The organism is Lentibacillus sp. CBA3610 (assembly GCF_013373365.1).
Lineage (GTDB): Bacteria > Bacillota > Bacilli > Bacillales > Amphibacillaceae > Lentibacillus.
Window position 1 is genome coordinate 1870946 of sequence record NZ_CP035925.1, and the last position, 24278, is coordinate 1895223.

18 protein-coding genes and 1 pseudogene are annotated in these 24278 nt (G+C 41.8%); 6 read left to right on the plus strand and 13 right to left on the minus strand.

The window, feature by feature from the left end; all coding sequences use genetic code 11:
- The 6 genes from essC to Len3610_RS09540 form a co-directional block, all read right to left on the minus strand.
- Nucleotides 1–4452, minus strand: a complete 4452-nt coding sequence (gene essC / locus Len3610_RS09515) for a type VII secretion protein EssC (RefSeq protein WP_176447739.1) — start codon at nt 4450–4452, stop codon at nt 1–3.
- A 69-nt stretch (nt 4453–4521) separates the two neighbouring features.
- A complete protein-coding gene (essB, locus tag Len3610_RS09520; RefSeq protein ID WP_176447740.1) occupies nt 4522–5805 on the minus strand; it encodes a type VII secretion protein EssB in 1284 nt (427 codons plus the stop codon).
- Nucleotides 5806–5888: 83 nt separating this feature from the next.
- Nucleotides 5889–6140 carry an EsaB/YukD family protein gene (locus tag Len3610_RS09525; protein ID WP_176447741.1) on the minus strand — a complete coding sequence of 84 codons (252 nt, stop codon included), beginning with the start codon at nt 6138–6140 and terminating at the stop codon, nt 5889–5891.
- Between the two features lie 13 nt (nt 6141–6153).
- Nucleotides 6154–6648 carry a type VII secretion protein EssA gene (gene essA, locus Len3610_RS09530; RefSeq protein WP_176447742.1) on the minus strand — a complete coding sequence of 165 codons (495 nt, stop codon included), beginning with the start codon at nt 6646–6648 and terminating at the stop codon, nt 6154–6156.
- The gene (gene esaA / locus Len3610_RS09535; protein ID WP_176447743.1) at nt 6638–10156 is read right to left on the minus strand and encodes a type VII secretion protein EsaA; all 3519 of its coding nucleotides are present in this window, start codon (nt 10154–10156) and stop codon (nt 6638–6640) included. Before esaA ends, essA begins: the two co-directional genes overlap by 11 nt.
- A gap of 147 nt (nt 10157–10303) precedes the next feature.
- Nucleotides 10304–10600 carry a WXG100 family type VII secretion target gene (locus Len3610_RS09540; protein ID WP_176447744.1) on the minus strand — a complete coding sequence of 99 codons (297 nt, stop codon included), beginning with the start codon at nt 10598–10600 and terminating at the stop codon, nt 10304–10306.
- Between the two features lie 569 nt (nt 10601–11169).
- On the opposite strand from Len3610_RS09540, the gene Len3610_RS09545 reads away from it, so the two are divergent.
- The gene (locus tag Len3610_RS09545) at nt 11170–11445 is read left to right on the plus strand and encodes a hypothetical protein (protein ID WP_176447745.1); all 276 of its coding nucleotides are present in this window, start codon (nt 11170–11172) and stop codon (nt 11443–11445) included.
- A gap of 26 nt (nt 11446–11471) precedes the next feature.
- On the opposite strand, the gene Len3610_RS09550 is transcribed toward Len3610_RS09545, so the two are convergent.
- A complete protein-coding gene (locus Len3610_RS09550) occupies nt 11472–11747 on the minus strand; it encodes a YutD family protein (protein ID WP_176447746.1) in 276 nt (91 codons plus the stop codon).
- 138 nt (nt 11748–11885) lie between these two features.
- Between Len3610_RS09550 and Len3610_RS09555 the strand changes: the two genes are divergently transcribed.
- Nucleotides 11886–12464 (plus strand): YhcN/YlaJ family sporulation lipoprotein, encoded by a 579-nt coding sequence (locus Len3610_RS09555; RefSeq protein ID WP_176447747.1) that lies wholly within the window; start codon nt 11886–11888, stop codon nt 12462–12464.
- A 69-nt stretch (nt 12465–12533) separates the two neighbouring features.
- On the plus strand, nt 12534–13481 hold the full coding sequence (locus tag Len3610_RS09560; RefSeq protein ID WP_176449614.1) for a M23 family metallopeptidase: 948 nt from the start codon (nt 12534–12536) through the stop codon (nt 13479–13481).
- Nucleotides 13482–13583: 102 nt separating this feature from the next.
- Here the strand turns inward: Len3610_RS09560 and Len3610_RS09565 are convergent, their stop codons facing one another.
- From Len3610_RS09565 to Len3610_RS09590, 6 genes are all read right to left on the minus strand, one after another.
- On the minus strand, nt 13584–13694 hold the full coding sequence (locus Len3610_RS09565) for a MetS family NSS transporter small subunit (RefSeq protein WP_176447748.1): 111 nt from the start codon (nt 13692–13694) through the stop codon (nt 13584–13586).
- A 1-nt stretch (nt 13695) separates the two neighbouring features.
- Nucleotides 13696–15231 carry a sodium-dependent transporter gene (locus Len3610_RS09570; protein WP_176447749.1) on the minus strand — a complete coding sequence of 512 codons (1536 nt, stop codon included), beginning with the start codon at nt 15229–15231 and terminating at the stop codon, nt 13696–13698.
- A gap of 233 nt (nt 15232–15464) precedes the next feature.
- Entirely contained in the window at nt 15465–16265 is an 801-nt protein-coding gene (yunB, locus tag Len3610_RS09575; RefSeq protein WP_176447750.1) for a sporulation protein YunB, read from the minus strand.
- A gap of 159 nt (nt 16266–16424) precedes the next feature.
- Entirely contained in the window at nt 16425–16727 is a 303-nt protein-coding gene (locus tag Len3610_RS09580; protein WP_176449615.1) for a YunC family protein, read from the minus strand.
- A gap of 65 nt (nt 16728–16792) precedes the next feature.
- Nucleotides 16793–18193 carry a bifunctional metallophosphatase/5'-nucleotidase gene (locus tag Len3610_RS09585; protein ID WP_176447751.1) on the minus strand — a complete coding sequence of 467 codons (1401 nt, stop codon included), beginning with the start codon at nt 18191–18193 and terminating at the stop codon, nt 16793–16795.
- Between the two features lie 12 nt (nt 18194–18205).
- On the minus strand, nt 18206–18979 hold the full coding sequence (locus Len3610_RS09590) for a sulfite exporter TauE/SafE family protein (RefSeq protein WP_255259857.1): 774 nt from the start codon (nt 18977–18979) through the stop codon (nt 18206–18208).
- A gap of 1291 nt (nt 18980–20270) precedes the next feature.
- Between Len3610_RS09590 and Len3610_RS09595 the strand changes: the two are divergent.
- The 3 genes and pseudogenes from Len3610_RS09595 (at nt 20271) to Len3610_RS09605 (ending at nt 24195) form a co-directional block, all read left to right on the plus strand.
- Nucleotides 20271–21208, plus strand: a pseudogene (locus Len3610_RS09595) (glycosyltransferase family 2 protein).
- Entirely contained in the window at nt 21205–21579 is a 375-nt protein-coding gene (locus tag Len3610_RS09600) for a GtrA family protein (protein WP_176447753.1), read from the plus strand. The pseudogene Len3610_RS09595 and the gene Len3610_RS09600 overlap by 4 nt, the downstream one beginning before the upstream one ends.
- Before the next feature lie 12 nt (nt 21580–21591).
- On the plus strand, nt 21592–24195 hold the full coding sequence (locus tag Len3610_RS09605) for a YfhO family protein (RefSeq protein ID WP_176447754.1): 2604 nt from the start codon (nt 21592–21594) through the stop codon (nt 24193–24195).
- The last annotated feature ends 83 nt before the right edge of the window (nt 24196–24278 follow it).

Here is a 24278-nt window from a genome sequence, read left to right on the forward strand (position 1 = left end):
TTACTTCGGTACTTTTAGTTTGATATGTTCATGATCCATAGCATAGTAGCATTCATACGCATCAGGATACTTTTCTTTTCGGATAAACGGCTGGCTGAAGATATCCTGATCGCCAAGCCGCATACTCATTAAGCCCACTGTTGAGAGTTTCCGGACGAATTTAGCCGTCTGTTCGAAACTGGTTCCAATATAACCGTAATCACCACAGATGATAAAGTGAACACCTGCATTGGGGCCTTGTTCAAATATGACAGACAAATCTTCTTCCAGCAGAAAACTTCTTTCAGCAAAATCTTTTAAATCCCTAATGAGAATCAGCCATTTTGTTCCGTTGTCATCACCATTCAAACGTTTATGAATTTCTGCCATGATATCGCGCTTTATCGCTGTCAGACCTTCTGATTCAGATATATATGCGTTCATTGCGTCACCTGTGTCAGCAAGTGCCTTATCAGCTGTATCAATGATCATGGTTTGATAAGGCTCTTGAAGCATTGTCATATTTTTCGCCAGTGCACTCGTCAGTTTATCAAGCCCATCTTTCCTGTCACTGACGACTGTCAGAAAACCGGATTTTATCGGGTCAAAGGCAAGTGGTGTCACTTCCTCAAATTCAAGTCCAAGCGGCAGCTGTTTTTCTTCAGCCAATTCCTTTGTTTTCCTGTTTTCCCTGAACGCTTCAAAATCAATGACCCCTTCAGGCATCATTGGGATTTTATCAGGCAAGTCACCATCCCAGTATTCTTCCATTTCTTTAGCAAGTTTTTGGATTTCATCAATAATATCCAGAGCTTCCTTGCCTTCAGCAGGCAAACTCGCTTGGAATAAAGCCGGATCATCAAATTTAACGATGCCTCGGCCTAGTATTTCCTCGATTTCCAGATCGGTCTTGCCGACAATTGAGCGGACTTCCATCTCATCGATTAAGTACAGCGACATTTGTCGTTTGATGTTCGATAGAAGTGGCATCCGCATGGCATTTTGCCGGCCTGCGCTGATTGCTAAGTGAATACCGATACTAGCCCCTTCACGCGCAATTTGAGTGATTAATCTATCAAACTCATCACCAAAATCTGCTTCCTTGACAGAATCATAGTTATCAATTGTAATTAAGAGATTTGGCACCGTCTCTCCGCTTGCTTTTTCATACATGGCTATATCGGCAACCCCATACTGACTTAATTTTCTTTTCCGCTCAGTGATGGCACTGGATAGCAACCTGATTAATTTCCCGACTTTTTCGGTTTCATCCAGCAATAATGTATCGGCTACATGCGGAAGATTCTTTAACGGTAGTAAGCCGTTTGTGCCAAAGTCCAACAAATAAATGTGTAAATGTTCCGGATTATGCTGGTAAATAAAATCAATCACCAGACTTTGCAAGAAGGTGGATTTGCCGTATCCCGGACTTGAGAAAACCGCAATATGGCCATCTTTCGTCAGATTAAGTGTGAACGGTTCCTGTGCTTGAAGTTCGGGCTGATCCAGCATGCCAATCGTTGCTTCGAGCGGTTTCTTAGGCTCTGCCCACGCTGTTTTGAACTCAACCGGATGCAAGTCTTTCGCAAATATCCGCTCAGGCAGTGGCGGGAGCCATGGCCGCGGCAACGGTTCAACCTGTTGTGCCTCTGTATAATCATGTATGTAATCAATGACGGTGTCTAATTCAGTTGGCACACTTTCCACTTCTTCTTTCTTATCCAGCCCGCTTAAATCTTCCGTTAAAATATCATACTGCCCCAAATCGTTAATGGCATAAATCGTTGTATCGATATATTCATGATCTTCCTTATCAGGAACATAATCCGCACCACTAAATGCACTTTGGAACAATTCATAGATCTCATTGTTGCCGACTTGCAGATAAGCACGGCCAGGCAGCGTGATTTCCGCTGCATCAGGTGTTTTCAGAACTTCATTGGAGTCACTTTCATTTTGCACTTTAAGAGCCAGTTTGAATTTGGAGTTGGACCAAATTTGATCATCAACAACCCCGCTTGGCTTCTGAGTGGCAAGAATCAGATGTATCCCCAGTGAACGGCCAATTCTTGCAGTTGAAACCAGTTCATCCATAAAGTCGGGTTGTTCTGACTTCAGTTCAGCAAATTCATCCGAAATCAAAAAGAGATGAGGCATTGGCTCACTCCCCTTACCCTGTTTATACAACTTCTGATATTGATTAATATGGTTTACATCATGTTCACCAAAAAGCCGCTGCCGTTTTTGCAGCTCTGCTTTAATCGAAGCCAGAGCACGCAGAGATTGTGCCCGGTGCAGGTTTGTAATCGTTCCAAGCAAGTGCGGCAGATTCTTGAATAAGTTCGCCATACCGCCCCCTTTGTAGTCAATCAATAGAAAGGCCACTTCATACGGGTGGAAGTTAACAGCAAGCGAAATAATATACGATTGAATGATTTCTGATTTACCTGAGCCTGTTGTACCTGCAACCAATCCATGCGGACCGTGTGCTTTCTCATGCAAATTAAGCTGGACAACATCATCCTTCCCGCGCAAACCAAGTGGTACGGCCATACTCTTATACGTTTCATTCAGAGTCCACCGCTGTTCAATACCGAGTTCTTCCACTTTTTCAACATCATACATTTCCAGGAAGGAGACACTTTCCGGAATTGAGTTTTTCAAGCTTTGCAAATGGTTAAGCGGAGCAAGCCCCCTTGAAACATCTTCCTTATTGAAACCAGCAGGGAAATGATCCGGAACAAAACCTTTATTAACTAGTTCTCCCTCTTCCAGAATAATATTCCCGCTTTTCTGATCACGGATATCAATGACTGTTGTTACATGTTCCGGCAGGGATTGCATGACATCCTGAACGAATACCAATGATACACCAAGCTCACTCGGATCTTCATTGAAGAACTCCATAATGGTATGATCGAGAATCAACTTTTCATCCGTAATAAATACGACATAATGTGGCGAAAAGTATGTTTTTTCATTTTTATTTTCTTTTTCATCGAGCACATGCCGGCGTTCCTTCAATACCTGATATATCGAATGAAGAACTTGATCCCGTGACCGTTCATGGTAAACAAACCCACGCACGTTCAACTCCTGCAGGCTTGCATGCGGCAGCCAGCGCATCCATTCCCATTCCGACCTTTCATCTTCCGGGAAGATGGTGACGAATTGTACGTCATGATAACTGTGAAACAATCCTATTTGCATAGCAAGCAGCTGCAGTTGTTCCAGCACAAGTTCCCGTTGGCCGATATAGCCGACAGGTCCATTCATAAGTGATGTTACGATTGGTACATTTTTTAGCCCATTGAATTGCGTCAGCAGATCCCGGGCTGCGTCTACCAAATCGTCCTGATCCTGGGTAAACTCTTCTTCATTGAAATCAATCTCAAAACTCGTATCCATATCACCCAGACCGGTTCGGAAATGCAAAAAATCGTGGTGGAACATCGTTTTTTCATATATCCGTGCATTCACCTGCAGCACCATTTGCCGGATTTGCTCTACATTTGGATAATGGTACACGAGCGCATGACGCTGCTCCTCTGTCGCATGATATAACTCCCTCATTTTGCGCTGCAGATATTCACGATACGTTTTATCACGGTGCTTCATATCCGCTTTATACTGCCTGACATTTTTTATGTACGATGTAATGGAAAAGATAATGGTTGTCACAGTCATAGCGAGCATCACGATAATAAAAATACCTCTTGGCTGTATGACCGTAATAATAACTAATGCTGCAATCATGACGAGTGGCGGCACAATATTCCGTGCCAGCTGCTCGCTTGGCTTGTTTGGTTTACCGGATGGCTTGGCAATTGTCCGTTTTTCCTCCGGCTCCCGGTGGATAATCCTCGGAGAACGATGGTAATCCGGATATTCAGGGCTAAAATGGTCATCAGATTCTTCCAGCGGAACTAACTTGGATGTCAGGCTATTCCATGACGGATTGATCTGTATGTCTTCTTCATGAATCAGTATCTCTGCACCATCGAAGAAAAGCTGATCACCAGATTCTACATGAATATCAGTCGTTACGAGCGAAAAGTTATGAAATACGTTTCCCTCATAAACCTCCAACCGAAATCCCTGTCTTGCTTGCTCCCGGACCAGGATAAAGTCAGCATTTGTATCTGTGATTGAAACATCATCATAGTCATGAGCCCCAAATGTTATACTATGCCTTCCAGCAATATCGTAAATATGTATATCTGTTGTTTCGGTCAGATAGAATTTGACAGTATCGTCATCAGTCACCGTCAGTTGTTTATACTTTTCCAGTAACTGGTCATTAATATAACACTCTTCCCCATCCCACATAACGGCTATGGAGAGGCCGAGGGTCGAAAAAGTCACCGTATCATTCCAGTCGTCTCCCACCGTCATCTCCTTTGGGTTTCCATCAATTAAATGGCATTTATGAAGTTGGTCGCTGTAACTAACAATAAGTGTTTTCTGTGCCATCTGTTTCGTCCTCTCTTCAACAAGCCACTTGGCTATCTAGTTAACGGTAAATAATCTTTCGGGACAGCATCATTCATCGTTATTGTCATCCCCATTGTTATTATCGGAATCACGTGCATTCTGTTCTTCATTTTGAGCATCATCTGTTTCAGAACTGCCTTCAGTTCCAAGTTCATTTTCTTCTTCATTCGCATCCAAATTGTACTCTTCACGGTATTCATCCAGTTCATTTTGTAATTCATTAACCTTTTCGTCTCGTTCTGTACCACTTATATCAGGGTTGTTTTGTGCCTGTTCAATCTGCTTGATGAGTCCATGCATAATAAGTTGCGGGTCATCGAGATATCTCGCCTTTTCCATTGCTTTTTCAAATTCACCGCTGCCATTATAAATCCAATACAGCAGATAATTCGCATCACTGTTCAGACTGATATTATTCATGATGACACTTTTATCGCTGTCAGATAATTGCTCTGTATTAATATAAGAATATGCAAGGATATACTTGGATGCCTGTGGAAGATTCTCAGCGTTTTCATTTTCCAAAGCTGAAATAACACCGCCATAATCAGATGCCAGATATTCCTCGTGCGCATCCAATTGGTGCTGCTGGTACGGAAGGCTTACTAAACCAAAATAGACCAGGGGTGCCCCCAGCAATACAGCCACGATAATCATGATGATGGAAAGTCGCTTAAATAGGCGAAAACGTTTAGTTGGAACCATTTGCATCGTTTTATCTGCTTTATCCTGTTCGTCTCTATAGCTTTCTTCCAAATAATCGATTAGCTGTTCAAGACTTTTAGATTCACTCACCCGTTTTTCAAACTCAGTGTCCTTTGCTCTTTCCAAAGCCCCGTTATATAACTGATCAAAATTGAACTTTTTAGAGAAAAGAGCAATGCTGAAACATTTCAGCTGCTTCATAAAGTCCTGTTCACTTATGTCAAAAGGGGGTACTAAGTTTCGAACGCCCCGGTAGATAATAAAGGGCATAAGGTTATCATCAAACACAACATTATCGGGATGAAGGAAAAATGTAAGCCGTGTTGTCAGATACTTTTTTACTTGAGCCAAGTTGCACAAAAGACGCAATTTTTCGTGTTGGTGCAGCTGCCTCAGGTCTTCCCACTTTTTAGTGCTTTGATCAACTATAAAGGAGAAAATGAATGCGTCGTCCTCGTCTTTCACTTCTGCCGGGACAAACGTATCATCTGATGCTTCAGTCACGATGCGAATCTGCCGGTCATCTTTCACGCGTGTTTGTGATTTGGCAAGACGCAATTGCCATGAATCGTCTTGTATTGTGAATTGAAGTGACAGGGTATCGAATTCAATCTTTTTTTCCTTCATTTCGCTTGCTCCTTCTTCTGTGAAGTGACACTTTTCCAACCAAAGGTACGCCCTTATTGTTCATCTGATGGCATACCCAATTACTATAAAACCGTTAAAACATCTCCATCTGTCACCGGATGGTCTATTAACATATCATCATCCGCTAAGAGAAGCCCTTTAGTCTTCACCTTAATAGCACTCCGTGAACCATTCAAAGAACCTATCCTCAGCGTGTCAACAACATCAAGCAACAGCTGTTTCACCGATATCTGTACAGGTATACGCAAATCATATGCGCCGCTTATACCGCACTCACTAAAATCAATCGTGACATCAATATGACTGACCTGCATCTTTTGCTCACTCCTAACCGCCAAATCGTTGAATCATGGTATACACGGCTGCACCAATAACACATGCTAAGCCGGTTAATCCAGCCATAAGTGCATTATTGAACCATGAACTTCCACCTTCATCCTCTTGCTGTTGATCCGTTGACGTTTCAGGGACGACGTAATCGGAGGTGAACAATGATTCCTTTGTATCGGCGATCGTTGTGTTTTTCTCAGGGTTGATTGTGAATAATGCCTTCTCCGTTTCTTCAAGTGACTCCTTTTTTTCCTTTTGCACAGATTCGATTGTTGCACGTGTTTCTTCTTTAAATAATTCCGGGAATTCTTGTTCTAACTCGGTTTCTCCACCGCTGTTTTCATTTGTGGAATTATCCTGCTTTATCCTGTCTACTTTCCAATCCATTTCCCCTTTTTCATCAGGGGTATCTTCTGCTGATACCGAAAAGGGCATCAGCAGAAGAAGACAGCAGCTGCCTAATACGATTCTGTTTATTTGTTTAAGCAGCATTATCATCATCCTCCGTTGTTTTTTGTTCTTTGCCGGTTACAACGAATAGATTACCCAAAACTGCAACCAAAGCGATACCAATCATGCTGAATATAATCAATTGATTATCGGAACCACCTTGCATCACACTCGTCAGTAATGCGTCAACATATTGTAACGGTGAATAGTCACGCAATGTATCAATTCCTGAAAAACTGGATGCCAGAGCTTCTGACAGGAACAGGTACATACTCATTACAGCAAGAAGGATAAACATACCAATCATTTTCAGCTGTCTTAACAAGTATGTGGACACTAGTACCATCGTGAGCATAATCAAAATCATTATACCGGTCCATATAATTAGTCTTACTTCTCCTATATCAAGGAAGTACGCAGACACAAGACCGATGACCAACCCTTCCAATATGCCCAGACCTGCTGTTATACCAGTTATCAATGAGTTTTTCCTCATTAGTGACTGTTTACCTTCAAATTGATCGTCTGTTTTACGCTGCTGATTAGCTGTTGAAATGACGTAAGCTGTGAACAAGGCAACAATGAAACAAATCAGCACAAGGAAATATGGTTGAGACGTATTCGTTCCTTCTACGATTAGACCATCGTTTTCAGCGTCTACCGGGCTGGAAAGAAAGTCATACAATTCCTCATTCTGTCTTTCACCAACCCGGCTGTTTGCCATTACTTCAGAAAAGTTCTCCGCAAACTCCTGATCTTCCAGCAATTTATCTGTCATATCAACGGACAGATCTTCCGCCTGCTGTACCAACGTCGTGCCACTTTCCTGTATCGATTCCGCCTGGTCATCAATTCTCTCAAATGTTTGATAGACGTTTTCAGCCTCGTTCAGATTATTTGAAGCCTCCTCAGCCAGTGTTTGGCTTTGTGACAATATTGGCTGGAACTCATCTCCTAATGTCATGACAGCCGTTTGCTGTTCTTCATTATTCTCCTGAATTTCAGTTTGGCTTTCCAACAGATTCATACTCCGTTCGCGCCAGTCTGAAATGTTGTTTAGTGTTTCTTCAAGGCTGTTGTTTAAAGCGCCTGCTGCTTCTGTTGTTCCTTGAATGGTGTTCACTAACTCCTCAGCATTTTTGTCAGTTTCACCTATAAAAGTACGGTAACTGTCTATCTGCTGGTACAACACATCCAGTGGATCGCTAATTTCTTCAGTAACATCGTTTGTTACTTGAGAAGCAACATAATCTGTCAATAAATCTCCTACATCTTCATTAAATAATGCATAGAGAGAATCACCCGTTGCCATGTCCCCCAGTGATTTATCATCATTCACATTTGAAGGCTTAATTTCATCTTCGTCATCCGCTTCATAAGCCAATGAAATACCAAAATATGCTTCATACAACGATAACAATTTTTGATATGGGACAATCGTATTTTCGACAGCACGCATCAAACTTTGTGTTGACTCGTCAATAACAGGGTCAGTGACTTTATGACGGATGTGGTGGTGTTTAATCTCAACCTTTTCAATTTCTTTTTCTTCATCATTCCCTTCATCGTCTGACCCGTCACCTTCACCTGGATCTCCTTCATTGCCGCTGTTTTCATCGTTTTCCTTGTTTTCTTCATCACCAGTGTCTTCATCATCACTGGATTCCCCAGAGCTTTCCTCAGTTTGATCGTTTTCGCTGACATCGGTATTATCCGATTCTGTACTATCCTGATTATTATCATCATTTGCTGGTGCATCATTTTTAGTATTATTTTCTGGTAGTTCATTCGTGCTGTTATCGCCCTGATTTTGTTGACTATTTTCCTTTTTATCCGATTTATCGACCGTTGTACTGGCAACTAGCGGAGTATTTGGCATTTCGGTAAGGACATAATCACCAGAACCGCTCTTTTCTATTTCTTCTTCATCTTTTAAGTATAACTCCCATTTCCATTCTTTCGCCTCATATATGTCGATGTTTTCATTAGCATCATTTAACTTTAGATTTACCCTAACAGTAAACTCTCCGGCCGAATAACTTGGCAGAGGCACTTTAGTATTTTCCTGATATTCTTCATAATCCCTGCAATCACCATTGGACATTTGTATGGAAAGATGATCAATTGTGAAGCCTTCTGGGATATCATCTACTTTGAATGTCCCATCCGGTTTTTCAGCGTCTGGGAGTTCAACCGTATCTGTCATCCAAACTCCATTATCCTTCAAGTGTTGCTTAAGGGCGTTAATATCCGGCAATATTGGTTTGTCGCTGATACGGTAAGCGATTTGCCCAAATTCATCATTGTATTTATCTGTTACATCAATGACATTTTGAATTTCCGCAGTCATCTCGGGAGAAAGATCAGTGTTTCCGATCAATTCTTTATTCATTGAAGGTAATCTGGAAATTTGCTCTTCTATTTTCTCCTGAATTCTTTCATCCTGTGAACTGAGAAGTTTTGTAAGGTCATCGTTGTTGCCCTCAAATGCATCACCAATTATGCCTGTTAAATCTTCACTTATTTTTTCTTTTAATTTCTCGATATCAAAATTATTTTGTGCTGACTCTACTGTTTCAAGTGCCTTACTAATACGAGTCCGTAACTCCTCTGTACTGATTTCTACATTTTTCATTCCATTGTCGTCTTCATTCATTTGAAATCGATCGGTAATATACTGATTCGTCGCTTGAAGCTGCTGCAGCTGTTCATTCACATCATCGCTGTTCAATGTGTCATTATACGCATTAAGCTGCTCTAAAAAGTCCAAACCTAATACATTGTGAGATTCTGTCAGTTCAGCGGTATCCGCTATGTCAGATTGATAGTCTTCAGCGTTGCCCATCCGATCTGTCAGACGCTCTTCATACGAATTGAGTGTATCTTCAAAGCTGCTGAATCTTTCCCTCGATGTTTCTGTATTATCTTGCACAGCACTAAATTGGTTTGTGTAGCCGGAAAGTGGATCATGTACGGCGTTATTATATGTATAAGTGAGTTCAGCATCCTCTTCAATAACTTCGGCAACATTATCCTGAGCATCTTGTAGATTACCCAGTACGCTTGCAAAATAGACATCGATAATCCGGCGGTTAAACTCATTCAAAATCGAGCTCGCTGTTTCCTCAGCTTGTGCCTGGACCGCTTCACTGTCAGAAGCATTAATTTTATAGTTCAGTACAACTTGTTCCGGAGATTCTGACTCTATAGATAAGGCCTTTTCTGAAAAATCATTCGGAATAACAATCATCATATCATATGTATTACGTTCCAGTCCGCTTTCAGCAACACCACGGCTGACAACGTACCAGTCATGTGAATTGCTCTGACCGATACTATCAGCAAATGCGTCTCCAAAGTCCAATTCATTTTGATTGAAACTTGCTCCATTATCTTCATTCACCAGCGCGATTGACATGTTATTTTCCTGCTGATTATTTTCGTCTACCGAAGCTTGATCCGCATGGTTTAACGATGTATACGATAAGCCCACAGCCAGTGCCAACATTAATACAAGAAAAACCGCCAATCGTATATATGACTTATTCATTCCTAACATCTCCTGCCTGCTCTTTAAATATCCGGGGTTTATAAGATGAATAGATTAATAGTGCAGTATGAACATGAGCTACACAACAGCAATCGTCGTGTAGCTCATCAACAGTTAATCAAGCAAAAAGCTTTACCAAAAGAACCTTTATCTGAGTCCGAAATTCTGCGACAGTGCTTCGTCTTGCTCCTGTACTGTTTGAGCTGTCTTCTGAAGTTGCGTTTGAATTTCCATTAATAGTTGTGAAAAGTCCTGAACTTTTGGTTCCAGCTGCCTGAATTGGTCATCAAATCTCTCAAACGCACGACCTTCCCATTCTCCTCTTAGTTGATCCTGCAGATTCCTTAACTTTCTCAAAACATCATCGATTTGATCTGAACCTTGCCCATAAACCTGCGCCTTCGACTGCAACTCATCCGGGGTCATACGAATTTGACCTGCCATGTTCTCAACTCCCTTATAAATGATTTAAAAGTTTTAGATGAATCTTAACCTTCTTTCTAATGTTAATTTAGTGAATTAGGCTGATGTCGTCAACTATTTCTGCAATTTTTTTCTAAAATAGTTCAATGTACCCGATTTTAAAAAAGATATAATACTTAATTTAATGACAGAAAAAATTGTGTAACTAAATTATTTAATTGACAAAATGATTATCGGATGACACGAGTACCTTACCAATTTTATGTAACTAAAGATTCATCTAGGATTATCATCGCAAAAAATTCAAATATGTCAATCGTGTGTCAAAAAACAGCACCTTTATAATAGGTCTTATTAACTATGATTTCTAAAATCTTAATTTGAAGTGAATTTCCAAATTGAGGTTAACTAAGGATTATAGGCCTATATTAGAGGTAATAATTGGAATAAATATTACAAATACTAGGTAAATCTATGGATTTTTGTTAATAAATTGTATTTATTCTGAATTCAGACTAATTTAGGGTAAAAGTGTTACATATTTTCTTCAAAGTGAGAGAAATTAACTACAAGGAAGGGTGAAATAATCAATGGTTAAAAAGAAGAAAAAACAATACAGCAATTTTTCAAATGTCAGGAACCAGCAAAACCTCATTCCTGAAGAATTTCCGGAAGGGCCGTTCGGGTCAGAAATAAATGATGACGAATTAGAGGGCAGCAAATCCTCGCCGTGGCGAGAGGGGCAGAAGCGAGAAAGCGCCTTTGTATATCCGGATAAGGAACTGCATGATGACCTGCCGAGACAAACGCCCGGTGCCCACCCGATTCATGATGAACCGGGTGATGAAAATCCAGATGAAAAATAAGAGCAGCCCCAATAAGCGGGCTGCTCTTACCTGTCCACTTTCTTCATAATAAAATAGGCACACCCGAAATTACAATATTCGTATAAGTAATCATCCAATGTGCTTATTTTCGTATCAAAACCGGCTTTAGGGTTTTGATCATCATAAAATCCCTTCAGACGCAACTGATCATAACCCCAATCACCGACAATAAAATCGTACTTGGATAAAATATCGGAAAATCGCTCTTTAACATGTTCCTCGTCAAAGCCATTTTTTTCGTTTTCGATAATGTCGTATGTTTTCCCTTGTACTTCAATCATAATCTCACCTCAATGCACCCTTAGTTTACCAGATAAGACAGCTTCGACCAATATTTTTGATAAATTTACTGTATGAATTTAAAGGTATAAAACAAACTAAGATGGAAGTAAAATTTTCGATGCAGTAGGAGGATCGTCATGATCAAGAAATGGATTTTCTTATTTTCACTGCTGACAGCCGTCATACTTGCAGGGTGCGGCGGTACGGACAATGCGGCTGATGATGAACGTCAGCAGGCGGAAGAACGTGATCAGATCGTTGAAGAACTTGACCCCGAGCAGGAAACAACACCATCTAACCCTTCTGGTGATGATAAGCTTGGCTATGTGCGTTATACAAAAGAGCAAATTGATAATGAAGGCGAAAATGAGCATAGTGTCACTATCGATCGGACCAGCCTGGCCAACATGATTACGCGCATTATCTTGCGGAACGACGGCTTTGCCGAAGCAGCGACACTGGTTGCCGATGATAAAACGCTCATTGCATACGATAAGGAAGATGAATTAGATTCCGATCAGGCAGCGGATATCGCCAATAAAACGGCAGTCTCTATCCTCCCGGGTTATTTTGACGTCTATGTATCGGATGATGAAACACTGATACAGGATATTCAAAGTTTACACAACTCCAATATTCAGGATAATGAATACGATAATACAATTGATCAAATTATAGATCGAATGCAGCAGTCGCCACAGGGGACGGAAGAATAGACAAGATGGACTAACGGCTGATTTCGTTAGTCCTGTTCGTTTAGGAGGTGTGCTCAGGTGCTGAAAAAAATGGCCTTCATGTTATCCGTGTTTTTGATGCTTTTTATAATGGCATATCCTGTACATGCAGAAGAAGAGCAGGATTTGCATGAAAAACGAATGGCCTTATACAAAAAAACGGAAACCGTAACACAAGTCCCATGGTATTATATCGCTGCGATTGACCAGTATGAACGCAATAGCTCTGAAGAAGATAAAGATGATCAGCTCGTGTCCATCTCCATACCTGATGAAATGTGGTATGGACTTGGCAACAGTTCAATGATTAAAGACGAAAACATCATTCAATTTTTTCAGGGAAAAGGAATGGATGGAAATGGTGACAATAAAGCCGATCCTGAAAATCCGGAAGACGTTCTGTATACGATGGCAAATATTCTGCTGGAGTATGGTCCTTCCCATGATGAAGTAAAAATTGCCCTTTGGAATTTTTACAAACGTGATTTAACTGTTCAGACTATCATGAATACGGCAAAAGTCTTCAATACATTTGACGACATCGACTTGACCGACCGCGCTTTTCCACTCGATACAGCCTACAATTATACCTCCACCAACAACTGGGGAGACCGTCGTGGATTTGGCGGGCTGAGAATACATGAAGGCTCAGACATATTTGCAGATTACGGGACACCTGTCAAATCGACAACATACGGGGTTATTGAAATGAAAGGCTGGAACCTATATGGTGGATGGCGGCTTGGTATCCGTGATATCAACAATGTTTATCATTATTACGCCCATATGAGCGGCTATAATGATGATATTGAAGTCGGCCAAGTTGTTAAACCTGGTGATATTCTCGGAAATGTCGGTTCAACCGGCTACGGTCCGCCTGGTACGTCAGGTAAATTTCCGCCGCATCTCCACTATGGCCTGTACCAGGATAACGGGTACAGCGAAACGTCATTTGACCCGTATCCTTTCTTACAGCGATGGGAGCGAATGGAGAATTGAGCAACCTGAAGCTGTTAATCATCGCAACCCAATTTTCACCCTACGCATAGAGCCTCTGCCACAAGGGCAAAGGCTCTTTTCTATTCAATACCAATGATGGATTTATTTTCTTCTATCTGCGCCTTTTTTCACAGCATTCGTGATACCTGCTGCTAATCCTCCCCATATTATCAGCATGGAGATGATCATGAACGTAATGGCTCCTCCGGTCATATCATTTCGCCTCCTCGGTATTTTCTGTCTTACTATCGGTTTTATTAGATCCTTTCCATTTAATAAGTGTCATGATAATCCCGACTAATAATGCACCACCTGCTACGAACCAGCCACCGTACAGGATAAACGTATCCGGATAGTTTGCATAGTTACCAGTGTCGGTTTCGAATTGCTGCAGGAGATTTTGTCTGAGCAATTGGAACATATTATAACCAAGAACGACCGGCGTAATAAACATCAAACTGATATTCCACCAGGGTCCGATTTTGATGTCGGATATCTCGTTGGCGTGGGACTTAAGATCGTTCAGTTTACGCAGGAACCATGCGACCGCGACGACCTGAACCAGCCCGAGAGCTGCCACACCGAACTGATTGATGAAGTAGTCGGCTGCATCAAGGAAATTCAATCCGCCTCGTGTGGCAAATATTAACGACACTAATGCTGCAAATCCGCCACCGAATACAACAGCTTTTTGACGGGATATCTTAAATTTGTCTGACAACCCGGATACATACGTTTCAATAATTGAAATGAGTGATGACATTCCGGCTAAAACGAGTGATGCAAAGAACAGAAAGCCGAATAATTCATTAAGTGCCGGAAACTCATTGATGATCGACGGGAACACCATAAATGCAAGACCAACACCGCCTTCAACTACTTCATTGACACCTACGCCCTGGCCGACCGCCATGAATCCAAGCACCGAGAAAACCCCGATACCACATAACAGTTCAAAACTGGAATTACCAAACCCGACGATAAATGCGTTATTGGTAATATCCGATTTCCTCGGCAGATAACTCGCATAAGTAATCATGATAGCAAATGCGATGGACATACTGAAGAATATTTGACCATAAGCGGCAACCCAGACATCCGGATCAGCAAGCGCCGCAAAATCAGGTGTGAAAAATGTATTCAATCCTTCAAAAGCTCCAGGCAGTGTTATTGCCCGGATAACGATAATCAGAAAGACAACAGCCAATGTCGGGATAAAAATCTTATTCGCAATTTCAATACCTTTTTTGACACCTCTGTAAAGAATGCCTAAAACAACAAGCCAAACAATAATTAATGGAATAAGTACGCCAGGAACAAAACCGCCGAATTCACCAGGGGCTGCCGTTTGCAAATAGCTGCCTGTCAAAAAGGCTGTCGGATCCGATCCCCAGTTTAGGTTAAACGAGAAAATCGAATAAGATATTGCCCAGGCAATAATCACGGAGTAGTAAGTCGAAATGACAAAGGCGACAAGGACGCCCCACCAGCCTATCCATTCTGTATTCTTATTCATCCGCTTGAATGACAATGGTGATGAGCCGCGATACTTATGCCCCATCGTAAATTCCATAATCAAAATTGGAATACCTGCTGTCAGCAGTGCAATCAGGTACGGAACCATAAATGCTCCGCCGCCATTTTCAAACGCTGTAGCCGGAAAACGCCAGATGTTGCCCAGTCCGACTGCAGAACCTGCTGCAGCTAAAATAAAACCTGCTCTTGTCCCCCATTGAGAACGATTCTCCATTCCAATACCTCCCCTTAATCGATACGCCTTTTAATTCAAAAGTCTGAATCAGGAGTAATCTTTACATTATTTATTTTTTTCTGATATTTATGTATGTATTATAACGGTACTTTCTTACTATGTCAAAATGATATTCGTATTTTTCAGTATTTTCTTCATGTTTGTGCGGTTATTACATCGGCCGGCTTGAAGACTTCAGGGAATAATACGTCCTTCTGTAACAGATGGACGTATTATTCTTCCTCTTCATCCGTGATGTCATCTCTTGGGACAGAAATTGATGGATCCTCACCGTCGCCCCCTCCGTAAAAATCGGGAACATCACCCATCAGTGCACCACCGTCTATATAAATCTCCGTTGCAACAGTGGTCACGTCCGTCATAAATGGAACGACAATTTGAACATCAGCTTCAACGTGAACATATAACGATACCCAGGAACCATTTAGCCCAAGAGGTTCATTATCCCTTTTAATGTTGGTGCGTACATTGCCGACAATTTCAAAGTTAACCGGAATCCTGGGCCCAAGGTTGGCCAGTATAGAATTACCGGTTGCCTGGCCAATCGGAATCTCAACGACAGTCGGATCCTCCTGAGGAAGATTTTCTGTCGTATCTTCAAACTCTTCCGGTTCAAATAATGAATTTTCATAATCAGGCGGCTCACCAGTGTTCATATAGCGGAAATATTCTTCCACCCTGTCTGTTGCCACCCGATTAATTTCACTGACAACAGCCGAATCCCAATTATACGTGGCAACATTGCCTTCATTATCGTATGTAATATTCAGCACATCATCATAATTGTAGTTTTCCGCAAATCTGACAGCTGTATTGATACCGCGCGTGGCAAATTCATCTGTTCTTCTTTCCGCTATGTCCATCAAAGTTGGTGTAAGTCCTTTATCAATAATCTGAATGCTGGCAAAAACCATCAATACAAATACAACTAACGTTATGACAACAACCTTTTGCAACGGAGGCGGTGTTTTCGGTGTTTTTCGATTGCGGAATACCATCCGTTTCCTCAACATAAAGACCCCCTTAAAACACTATATGCTTGTTCTAAGGGGGTTAGAATATGATATTTAATTCTCAAGCTCCAACTGGATGACGTCATATACCTCGCAGCATCTTTTCAGACAATACAGCGGTGTTATATTTAAAAAATACCTTTATTTCAGGGGACGTTCTTAAGCGATTTTGAGCAAAGCGTCTTTGCCGGTCATCCCCGTTTCCCAGCCATATTCCCTTGATGCATCGGTTATTTTTTCAAGTGGTGCATGCAATAGCTGATCGATTGTCCGGACACCCTTTGCACGGCCGGCAATAATCTTTCTGTCTGCCAGGGCATTGTTTAAAAGATCGACATCGAGCGCAGCACACATAATATAACCGACTTCATTGGAAATTACCAATAGGTTTGTTTTCGGCAGTTCAACCGTTACAGCTGTAAAATGCATCCCTTCCACTTCTATTGGATTCACCGTCATCATCATTAAACGCCTCCCTCGTCATGTACACGATATGTTATGCACACAGACGTAGAAATGTCACACGTTCAATGATCGGCCATTTTGTTTTGCAATGTATATGCCAGCAGATCCCGTAAAAATTCAGGCACAAAATAATGCTTCATTTCCGACTTGGCAATCTCAGGTAGAAGCCGGCCAAATGTAAATGTATCGGCTGTCGCGAGTTTAAACGACTGATCGGGTTCCAGCGGCCTGCCGTTAAAGTAAATGGCATCAACATATTCACTGCCATCCTCCCGCAGGAATGTCTTCACATCAATCCCGGCATAAATCATTTTACCAAGAACTTCGCCGCGGAATCCGAAACCATTCAGTTTCAATTCGGTAAAGTCCTTTGTCAGGGAAGCCCGGACAATTTCTGTCAATTCATCACCATCAATTTCAACGACACACGGATTGATTGGATGTGGACAAATACGGTGAATGTCTTTATGGGTGACCTGCCCTGCCGGAATTTGATCTAATAAAATACCTGCGTTCAGCATCGCAACATCTGTATCAGTCCATTCCTGCAGTGTTTCAGTCAATTTTTGCATGATTTCCGTGTGCTTGAACCATTTGATGTCAATCGGTTCATTCAGTTCGATAATCGACTGCCCAAGCATGTCATCCGCTTTCTTTGCTAAGTCTTTCAATGTTTGTTCCGTATTTAAGTCACTTGCCTGAGCATTCATATCATAAACGGAAGCTTCTTTATCAACGAGCTTCTTCTGTTCATGATCCCACGTCAGCACAACTTCCCCGGCATACGCACAATGCTTGCCGGCTGCTGTCATGATGGTGTTATTGACTTCTTCACCTGATCGCAGCAAATGGTGTGTGTGTCCGCCAATAATCACATCAATATCATCAAAACGGCGGGCAATTTCCTGATCTTCAGTGAGCCCCAAGTGCGACATCAGAATAATAATATCAGCTGATTCGCTTAAATAACTGATATGTTTTTCCAACGTATGGAAAGGCGCTGTTATATGCCAACCCAACAGTTCATAAAAAGCATTAAACGGAGTGGTGAGTCCAATGACACCAATTTTTACACCGTTATTCGAATGAAGGTGAACGGTTGATTGCAGCCAATCCGGCTCAGTATTTGTCATGCTGTGCAGATTGGCACACACCACCTGGAAGCGAGCCTCATCATATAATTGATGCAGATCCTCGTGGGCCATCGTAATCCCTTCATTATTACCGATTGTAGCCAGGTCATAGCCGAGATCGTTCATTAATTGAACATTTGCTTTTCCCATAAAAGCCTCTGCAATCGGATGGACCCGGTCTACATGGTCGCCGATATCAACCAGCCAGCATGAGTTATTTTCAGCTAATCGTTTTTCCCTCGCTCCTTTTAAAAAACCGGCAACCTGTGGCCAATTATCAAAATTACTGTGCAGATCATTTGTATAGTAAAAATAAAGCTTTTCCTGCATGTGATATGCTCCTTAAATCATTCCTTCAAAAATCAGTCTGACACCTATAATAATTAATAGCAACCTCAGTATCCATTCCAGCATATTGCTTTTCAGCAGCTGACTGACTTTGGCTCCCAACGTACCGCCAATCCAGGCACCAATAACGAAAAAGATGACGTACTCCCAGACTATATGCCCCAGAAAAATATGTGTACCGGCACTGATAATGCTGATAAACAAAATCACAAACATTGATGTGGCTGCCGCTGTGTGAATGGATAAACCAAAAAGAAACATCAAGGCAGGAACGATGATCGAACCGCCGCCTATGCCAAATAATCCTGATATAACGCCAACAATCAATGAAATGATAAACACAGAGAAAATTGGAATCTTTTGACGTGAAGATTTATCGTCCAACGGTGCCTTTCGTTTAATCATAAAAAGAAAAGACAGTGCAATCATCAACAAACCGAAATACAGTGAAAAGTTATCAGCACTTACAAATTGGTTCAGCCATGCTCCCAATACGCTGCCGGGAATACTGCCCGTCAGCATGAGCAATCCGATTTTCACATGAATCCGGCCGATCTTATAATAGGAAATGGTCGATGAAAAAGCCGTGAACACCATTGTAATCAATGATATTCCGACGATCACTTGTGGTGTTGCCCATGCAAGTGCATCCGTATAATGATGCAACAATAACATACTCGGAATCAGAACAACACCTCCGCCCATACCAACAAGACTTCCGGTAAACGCGGAGATGAATGCAATGATGATACAAATTATATAAATCAACAGAATCCCTTCCAACATAGCTATCTGCATCTATCGTAGCATGAATCGGGTTAAATTAATATTTTTTTGATCTCTGTGTCACTACTACAATCGTATCGGAATTGAAAAACGGGGCATGAAACTATAATTTTTTTTATAAATTCATGACCCTTTTTTGTAAAAACTTTCGATTATAGATGTGAAAGGCAGGTTAACAAGCATCAACATTGTACATTTATTTCAAGCACAGACCAGCCCCGTTTCGTTAATATTTCTGAATATAAGGCTATAACAACGCAAAAGTCGAGGGATACTAAATATAGTCATCTTTTTTTAAGCAAATAATCAGCTGACTAACCTTTAGCTACCCAAAAGTGGGCCTAAACGTTTAAACAGATAAAACGAGGGGTAGTTTGACAGTAGTAAAGACTGTTGGTTCTTTCCGTAAAATCCATAAACTGCGACGCAACTCCTGGAATGGCTTCCTTTAATTCTACCGGGGTTGAGTGCTCGTTCGGAATGAAATGAAATCAGGCAAGAAGAGCGCGAGAGAAAAGCTATCTCGTTCGGAATGAAACGAAATCAGGCAGAAGAGCACGAGAGAAAAGCATCTCGTTCGGAATGAAGCGAAATCAGGCAAGAAACACGAGAGAGAAGCTATCTCGTTCGGAATGAAACGAAATCAGGCAAGAAAAGCACGAGAGAGAAGCTATCTCGTTCGGAATGAAACGAAATCAGGCAAGAAAAGCACGAGAGAGAAGCTATCTCGTTCGGAATGAAACGAAATCAGGCAAGAAAAGCACGAGAGAGAAGCTATCTCGTTCGGAATGAAGCGAAATCAGGCAAGAAAAACACGAGAGAGAAGCTATCTCGTTCGGAATGAAACGAAATCAGGCAAGAAAAGCACGAGAGAGAAGCTATCTCGTTCGGAATGAAACGAAATCAGGCAGGAAAAGCACGAGAGAGAAGCTATCTCGTTCGGAATGAAATAAAATCTGACAAGAAAAGCACGAGAGAGAAGCTATCTCGTTCGTCGTTGCGGAAAAATACTCCCTTTCCGCGGGGAACGCTCCAGCCTCCTCGCTCGCGGGCTAACACGATGTTGGTCACGGGAGGCCCCCGCACAGGACGTGCTAATGCAAGCGTTGGCGATTGTCGTGGCGGTTTTAACCTGCTTAAGGTGTGCGGAGTGTATTTCCGGAGCGGTGTCATTGCACTAAATTTTTCAGTGTGTCGCATTTTATACCAACAACAATGTTAAAAACATCAATTTTTCCAAGAGAGCCATAGTTAAGATTAGCGGAGGTTCATCATGAACGATTTAACGGTATCCATTATTATTCCCGCTCATAATGAAGCAGAAAATATCAAAGCCATCCACGAAGCAGTGCAAAAAGAATTTGCGAATCTTTCCTGTTCCTATGAAGTTCTGTTTATCGATGATGGCAGCAAAGATCGTACACTGCAGAACCTTCAATCTCTTGCTGCTCATGACCCGGTAGTGAAATATGTTTCATTCACCCGCAACTTTGGCAAAGAATCAGCCATTTTTGCAGGTCTTAAACATGAAACAGGCGATGGTTTTATTTTGGTGCCGATATGCAACATCCCCCTTCGATCATTCCACAGTTATTGGAAGGTTACCATGAAGGCTACCAGCAAGTCATTGCACGACGGAACAGGAATGGAGAAACAAAATCGCATTCATTACTTTCGTCCCTTTACTACAAGACAATTAATAATATTATTAACGTCGAACTGAAAGACGGTGAAGGTGATTTCCGTTTGCTGGGCAGAAAAGCAATCGAAGCAGTACTGGAACTGAGTGAAGGAAACCGTTTTTCGAAAGGACTGTTTTCATGGATTGGTTTTGCTCAGAAGACGGTTTATTTTGAAAATGTACAACGGAAGAACGGCACTTCCAAATGGTCCTTCAGACAACTGCTGAATTACGGGATAGAAGGGGTTGTTTCCTTTAATTCGAAACCGCTCCGCATCTGTCTATATGTTGGTTTAATTAGTCTGCTGCTCGGATTGACGTACATCCTTATTATGTTGTTTGAAATCATTCGATATGGTGTGGACGTGCCGGGTTATTTCACGCTTATTTCCTCAGTCCTGTTTCTTGGCGGCGCTCAGCTTTTAAGCCTGGGTGTGATTGGTGAATATGTGGGAAGGATCTATATGGAAACAAAGCAGAGACCGCATTACCTCGTGCAAGAATCCAATACGGACAGTGAACAGGGATGAAAAGGCTGAATAATGAATTTATAAGGTTTATTATCGTGGGTGGATTAAATACCGCGAATTACTATATTGTCTATGTCATGTTATATAACCTGCTGAACTGGTATTATCTCATCTCCCATATTCTTGCTTTTCTCGTCAGCATGGTTATTTCTTTTTTCCTGAATGTTTATTTTACCTATAAAGTGAAGCCAACGCTGTCTAAATTCCTGCAGTTCCCACTGACACAACTCGTGAATGTCTCGGTTTCATCGCTCTTGGTTTATCTATTTGTGGATCATTTGGGCTGGAATGGCAATATTGCGCCAATCGCTGCCGTATTTTTCACTGTACCTATTACATTTCTGGTAACGCGTAAAATATTAAAAAAATAGGACGGGAATTCGATGAAAAAGACGAAACAATTCTGGCTTTTGGCCGGATCCAGTCTATTGGTTGCCATAATCGCACATGCCTTCTTTCTTTATCAGTGGAAACAAGGGGTCTATATGGCAGGCCCCAATGACGGATTATCACAAATGGTTCCGTTCCGTCAGATGGTTTACGAACAGTTGACAAATGGCAATTGGTTTTACGCTTTTGAGTTTGGACTGGGCGGCGGCATCACCAGCCAGCTTGCCTATTATTATGGTATCAATACCTTTTTCTTTTTAACTGTCGGCGTTGTTTATGTTCTTGAACTACTATCAATCATCGGTGAGCCTGATATAATGTTTTGGGCACAGGCAACCGTGTTTATCAGTGTCGTGAGACTGAGCATCATTATTGGCATCACCACATATGTATTCCGTTATCTGAACATGGACAGGATACCCGCATTCATTGGTGCTATTCTTTATGGTGCATCAGCCATGTATTTCCGCCATGTCACCTATTGGGAGTTCTTTGCAGATGGTTTTTTATGGCTGCCGCTGTTAATTCTTGGTGCGGAAAAAATTATCAGGGAGAAAAAACCGGGCTGGCTTATTGCCGCAACAGCGATTTCCTTCTTTGACAATTTTTACTTTACTTATATTAACGGGGTCTTTACTGGTCTGTACATTCTGGCAAGATGGTTATTCCCCCTGGTTAAAAATGAAGCGGCAAAACGCACCCAGCTAAAATACTACAGTATCTCTGTACTGCTTGGTTTCGGCATCGGCTCTGTTGGTTTTATACCTGCTGTATGGGGTTTTTTCAATAATGCACGTCCGGGTTATGATCAGGAAATCCCGCTGGTTGAGGCGACAAGCAATATTCTGTATGACAGTTATTTATTAATTCTGCCCGCCATATTTGTATTTATGATTGGATGTCTCCCATTATATAAAAAACCGCTGTTTCGCTTTTTTACTGCATTAAGTGTATTTTTAATTGCACTGCATTACATTCCGTGGGCGGCCAGTTTTTTTAACGGTTTTTCCGCGCCACAGCACCGTTACGAATACCTGGCTTGCTTTACGATTGGGGGAGCAGTTGCTGCCGGACTGCCATTACTGAAACAGATCAAACTTAAAGATATGATCCAAGCGGGAATCTGGATGATATTGGTATATGCTGTGTTTTATGCCGCAGATTCTACATTTGAAGTGACGCGTCTGTCATCCGCTTCCTTTATCATTCTTGCAGTGCTTGTCCTATTGTTTGCCCTATATACTGCAAATGGAAAAAGAGCCTGGTATGGATTGCTTGCCACAGTCATCCTTTCGCAAACAGTACTCATGAATCAATTCCAATACGAAAAGCTTTATACGAATGGGAACGTTCATACAACAACAAAGGACTATATTTTAAGTGATAATTATTATTCCAAAGAACAACAAGCGTTAATTGATGACGTCATGCGTTCCGATCCTGCGCCGCTGTCCCGGTTAAGCTGGAAAACAGATGGAAGAAATAACACCCCGATCATACAGGGATTTCCAGGGACAAGTGTCTATTCCAGCATTCTGAATGGGCATCTGTTGGGATTGTATTATTTTGATCTTGAAATTGATATGAAACGGGAAAGTGTCAGCCGCTACTCCGGTTTCGGTGACCGGGCGAATCTATACAGCCTTTTGCGCGGGGAGTATGTCATGTATGAAAAGGGAGAGGAAACAAATGTCCCTTATGGCTTCGAACCTTACAAGGAAAGCGAGCATTATGTGGTTTACAGAAACACCAACACCCTTCCCTTTGTACAGTTGTCGGATGATATATACAGCGAAGCATCACTCACGCAGCAATCCGCACTTGAACGCGAGCAGGCCATGCTGGAAGGGCTCGTCGTTAAAAATGCTGCGTCAACGGCAGAGGAAGTTCCCAATAAAGAAAACCTGATCGATCAAGCAGACATCAAGCCTATTGGCGGGACTTACGACAGAAACCAGTTGAAGATCAGTGAGGAAACAGGCGGGCTGGATATTACAATCCCTGAGGAAGCACAGGAAACGGATACAGAAGATTATTATGTATCGTTTTATTTAAGACATAACATCAAGGAAGCACCGGGATTTGCATTGCATGTGAATGATTTCCGAACGACACGAAAATCCCGCGAATCCATTTATAAAACAACGGTTAATCAAATAACCATCCGTGTTCCGGCTCCTGAAGATCATACCATTTCCATTCGGGTACCTGAGGGAAGTTATACACTCAGAGATATCGAAGTATACAGCGAAGATTACCAGACACTTGAAAATGCGAAACAAAGGTCAGAAGAACATCCGGACGTTACAGTGGATGGAAATCATATAATCATTAACAATCTGCAGGCGGCGCATGATGGCTATATGGCAGTACCCGTGCCCTACGAAAAAGGATGGCAGGTCAAGGTCGATGGTGAGCGGAAAGACATCGAACAGGTAAACTATGCTTTCTTGGGAACGTCCATTGAAGCCGGCGACCAAACTGTTGAATTTGTCTATTACCCGCCATATTTCCGGATAACTTTAATTGTAATGGGAAGTTCGCTTTTTGGTACAGTCATTTGGTTAGGAAGGAGAAGAAAAAATGAGGGTTCCTAATATCGAAACCAGAAATACAAAGATTATCGCAAATTCGCGAGTTAATAAAACAAGACACGATTAATTGAACCACATAAAAACCC

Excerpts from the sequence above, each read along its gene's own strand:
- essC (WP_176447739.1), bottom strand. The coding sequence starts at position 4,452 with ATGGCACAGAAAACACTTATTGTTAGTTACAGCGACCAACTTCATAAA.
- essB (WP_176447740.1), bottom strand. The coding sequence starts at position 5,805 with ATGAAGGAAAAAAAGATTGAATTCGATACCCTGTCACTTCAATTCACA.
- Len3610_RS09525 (WP_176447741.1), bottom strand. The coding sequence starts at position 6,140 with ATGCAGGTCAGTCATATTGATGTCACGATTGATTTTAGTGAGTGCGGT.
- essA (WP_176447742.1), bottom strand. The coding sequence starts at position 6,648 with ATGCTGCTTAAACAAATAAACAGAATCGTATTAGGCAGCTGCTGTCTT.
- esaA (WP_176447743.1), bottom strand. The coding sequence starts at position 10,156 with ATGAATAAGTCATATATACGATTGGCGGTTTTTCTTGTATTAATGTTG.
- Len3610_RS09540 (WP_176447744.1), bottom strand. The coding sequence starts at position 10,600 with ATGGCAGGTCAAATTCGTATGACCCCGGATGAGTTGCAGTCGAAGGCG.
- Len3610_RS09545 (WP_176447745.1), top strand. The coding sequence starts at position 11,170 with ATGGTTAAAAAGAAGAAAAAACAATACAGCAATTTTTCAAATGTCAGG.
- Len3610_RS09550 (WP_176447746.1), bottom strand. The coding sequence starts at position 11,747 with ATGATTGAAGTACAAGGGAAAACATACGACATTATCGAAAACGAAAAA.
- Len3610_RS09555 (WP_176447747.1), top strand. The coding sequence starts at position 11,886 with ATGATCAAGAAATGGATTTTCTTATTTTCACTGCTGACAGCCGTCATA.
- Len3610_RS09560 (WP_176449614.1), top strand. The coding sequence starts at position 12,534 with ATGGCCTTCATGTTATCCGTGTTTTTGATGCTTTTTATAATGGCATAT.
- Len3610_RS09565 (WP_176447748.1), bottom strand. The coding sequence starts at position 13,694 with ATGACCGGAGGAGCCATTACGTTCATGATCATCTCCATGCTGATAATA.
- Len3610_RS09570 (WP_176447749.1), bottom strand. The coding sequence starts at position 15,231 with ATGGAGAATCGTTCTCAATGGGGGACAAGAGCAGGTTTTATTTTAGCT.
- yunB (WP_176447750.1), bottom strand. The coding sequence starts at position 16,265 with ATGTTGAGGAAACGGATGGTATTCCGCAATCGAAAAACACCGAAAACA.
- Len3610_RS09580 (WP_176449615.1), bottom strand. The coding sequence starts at position 16,727 with ATGATGACGGTGAATCCAATAGAAGTGGAAGGGATGCATTTTACAGCT.
- Len3610_RS09585 (WP_176447751.1), bottom strand. The coding sequence starts at position 18,193 with ATGCAGGAAAAGCTTTATTTTTACTATACAAATGATCTGCACAGTAAT.
- Len3610_RS09600 (WP_176447753.1), top strand. The coding sequence starts at position 21,205 with ATGAAAAGGCTGAATAATGAATTTATAAGGTTTATTATCGTGGGTGGA.
- Len3610_RS09605 (WP_176447754.1), top strand. The coding sequence starts at position 21,592 with ATGAAAAAGACGAAACAATTCTGGCTTTTGGCCGGATCCAGTCTATTG.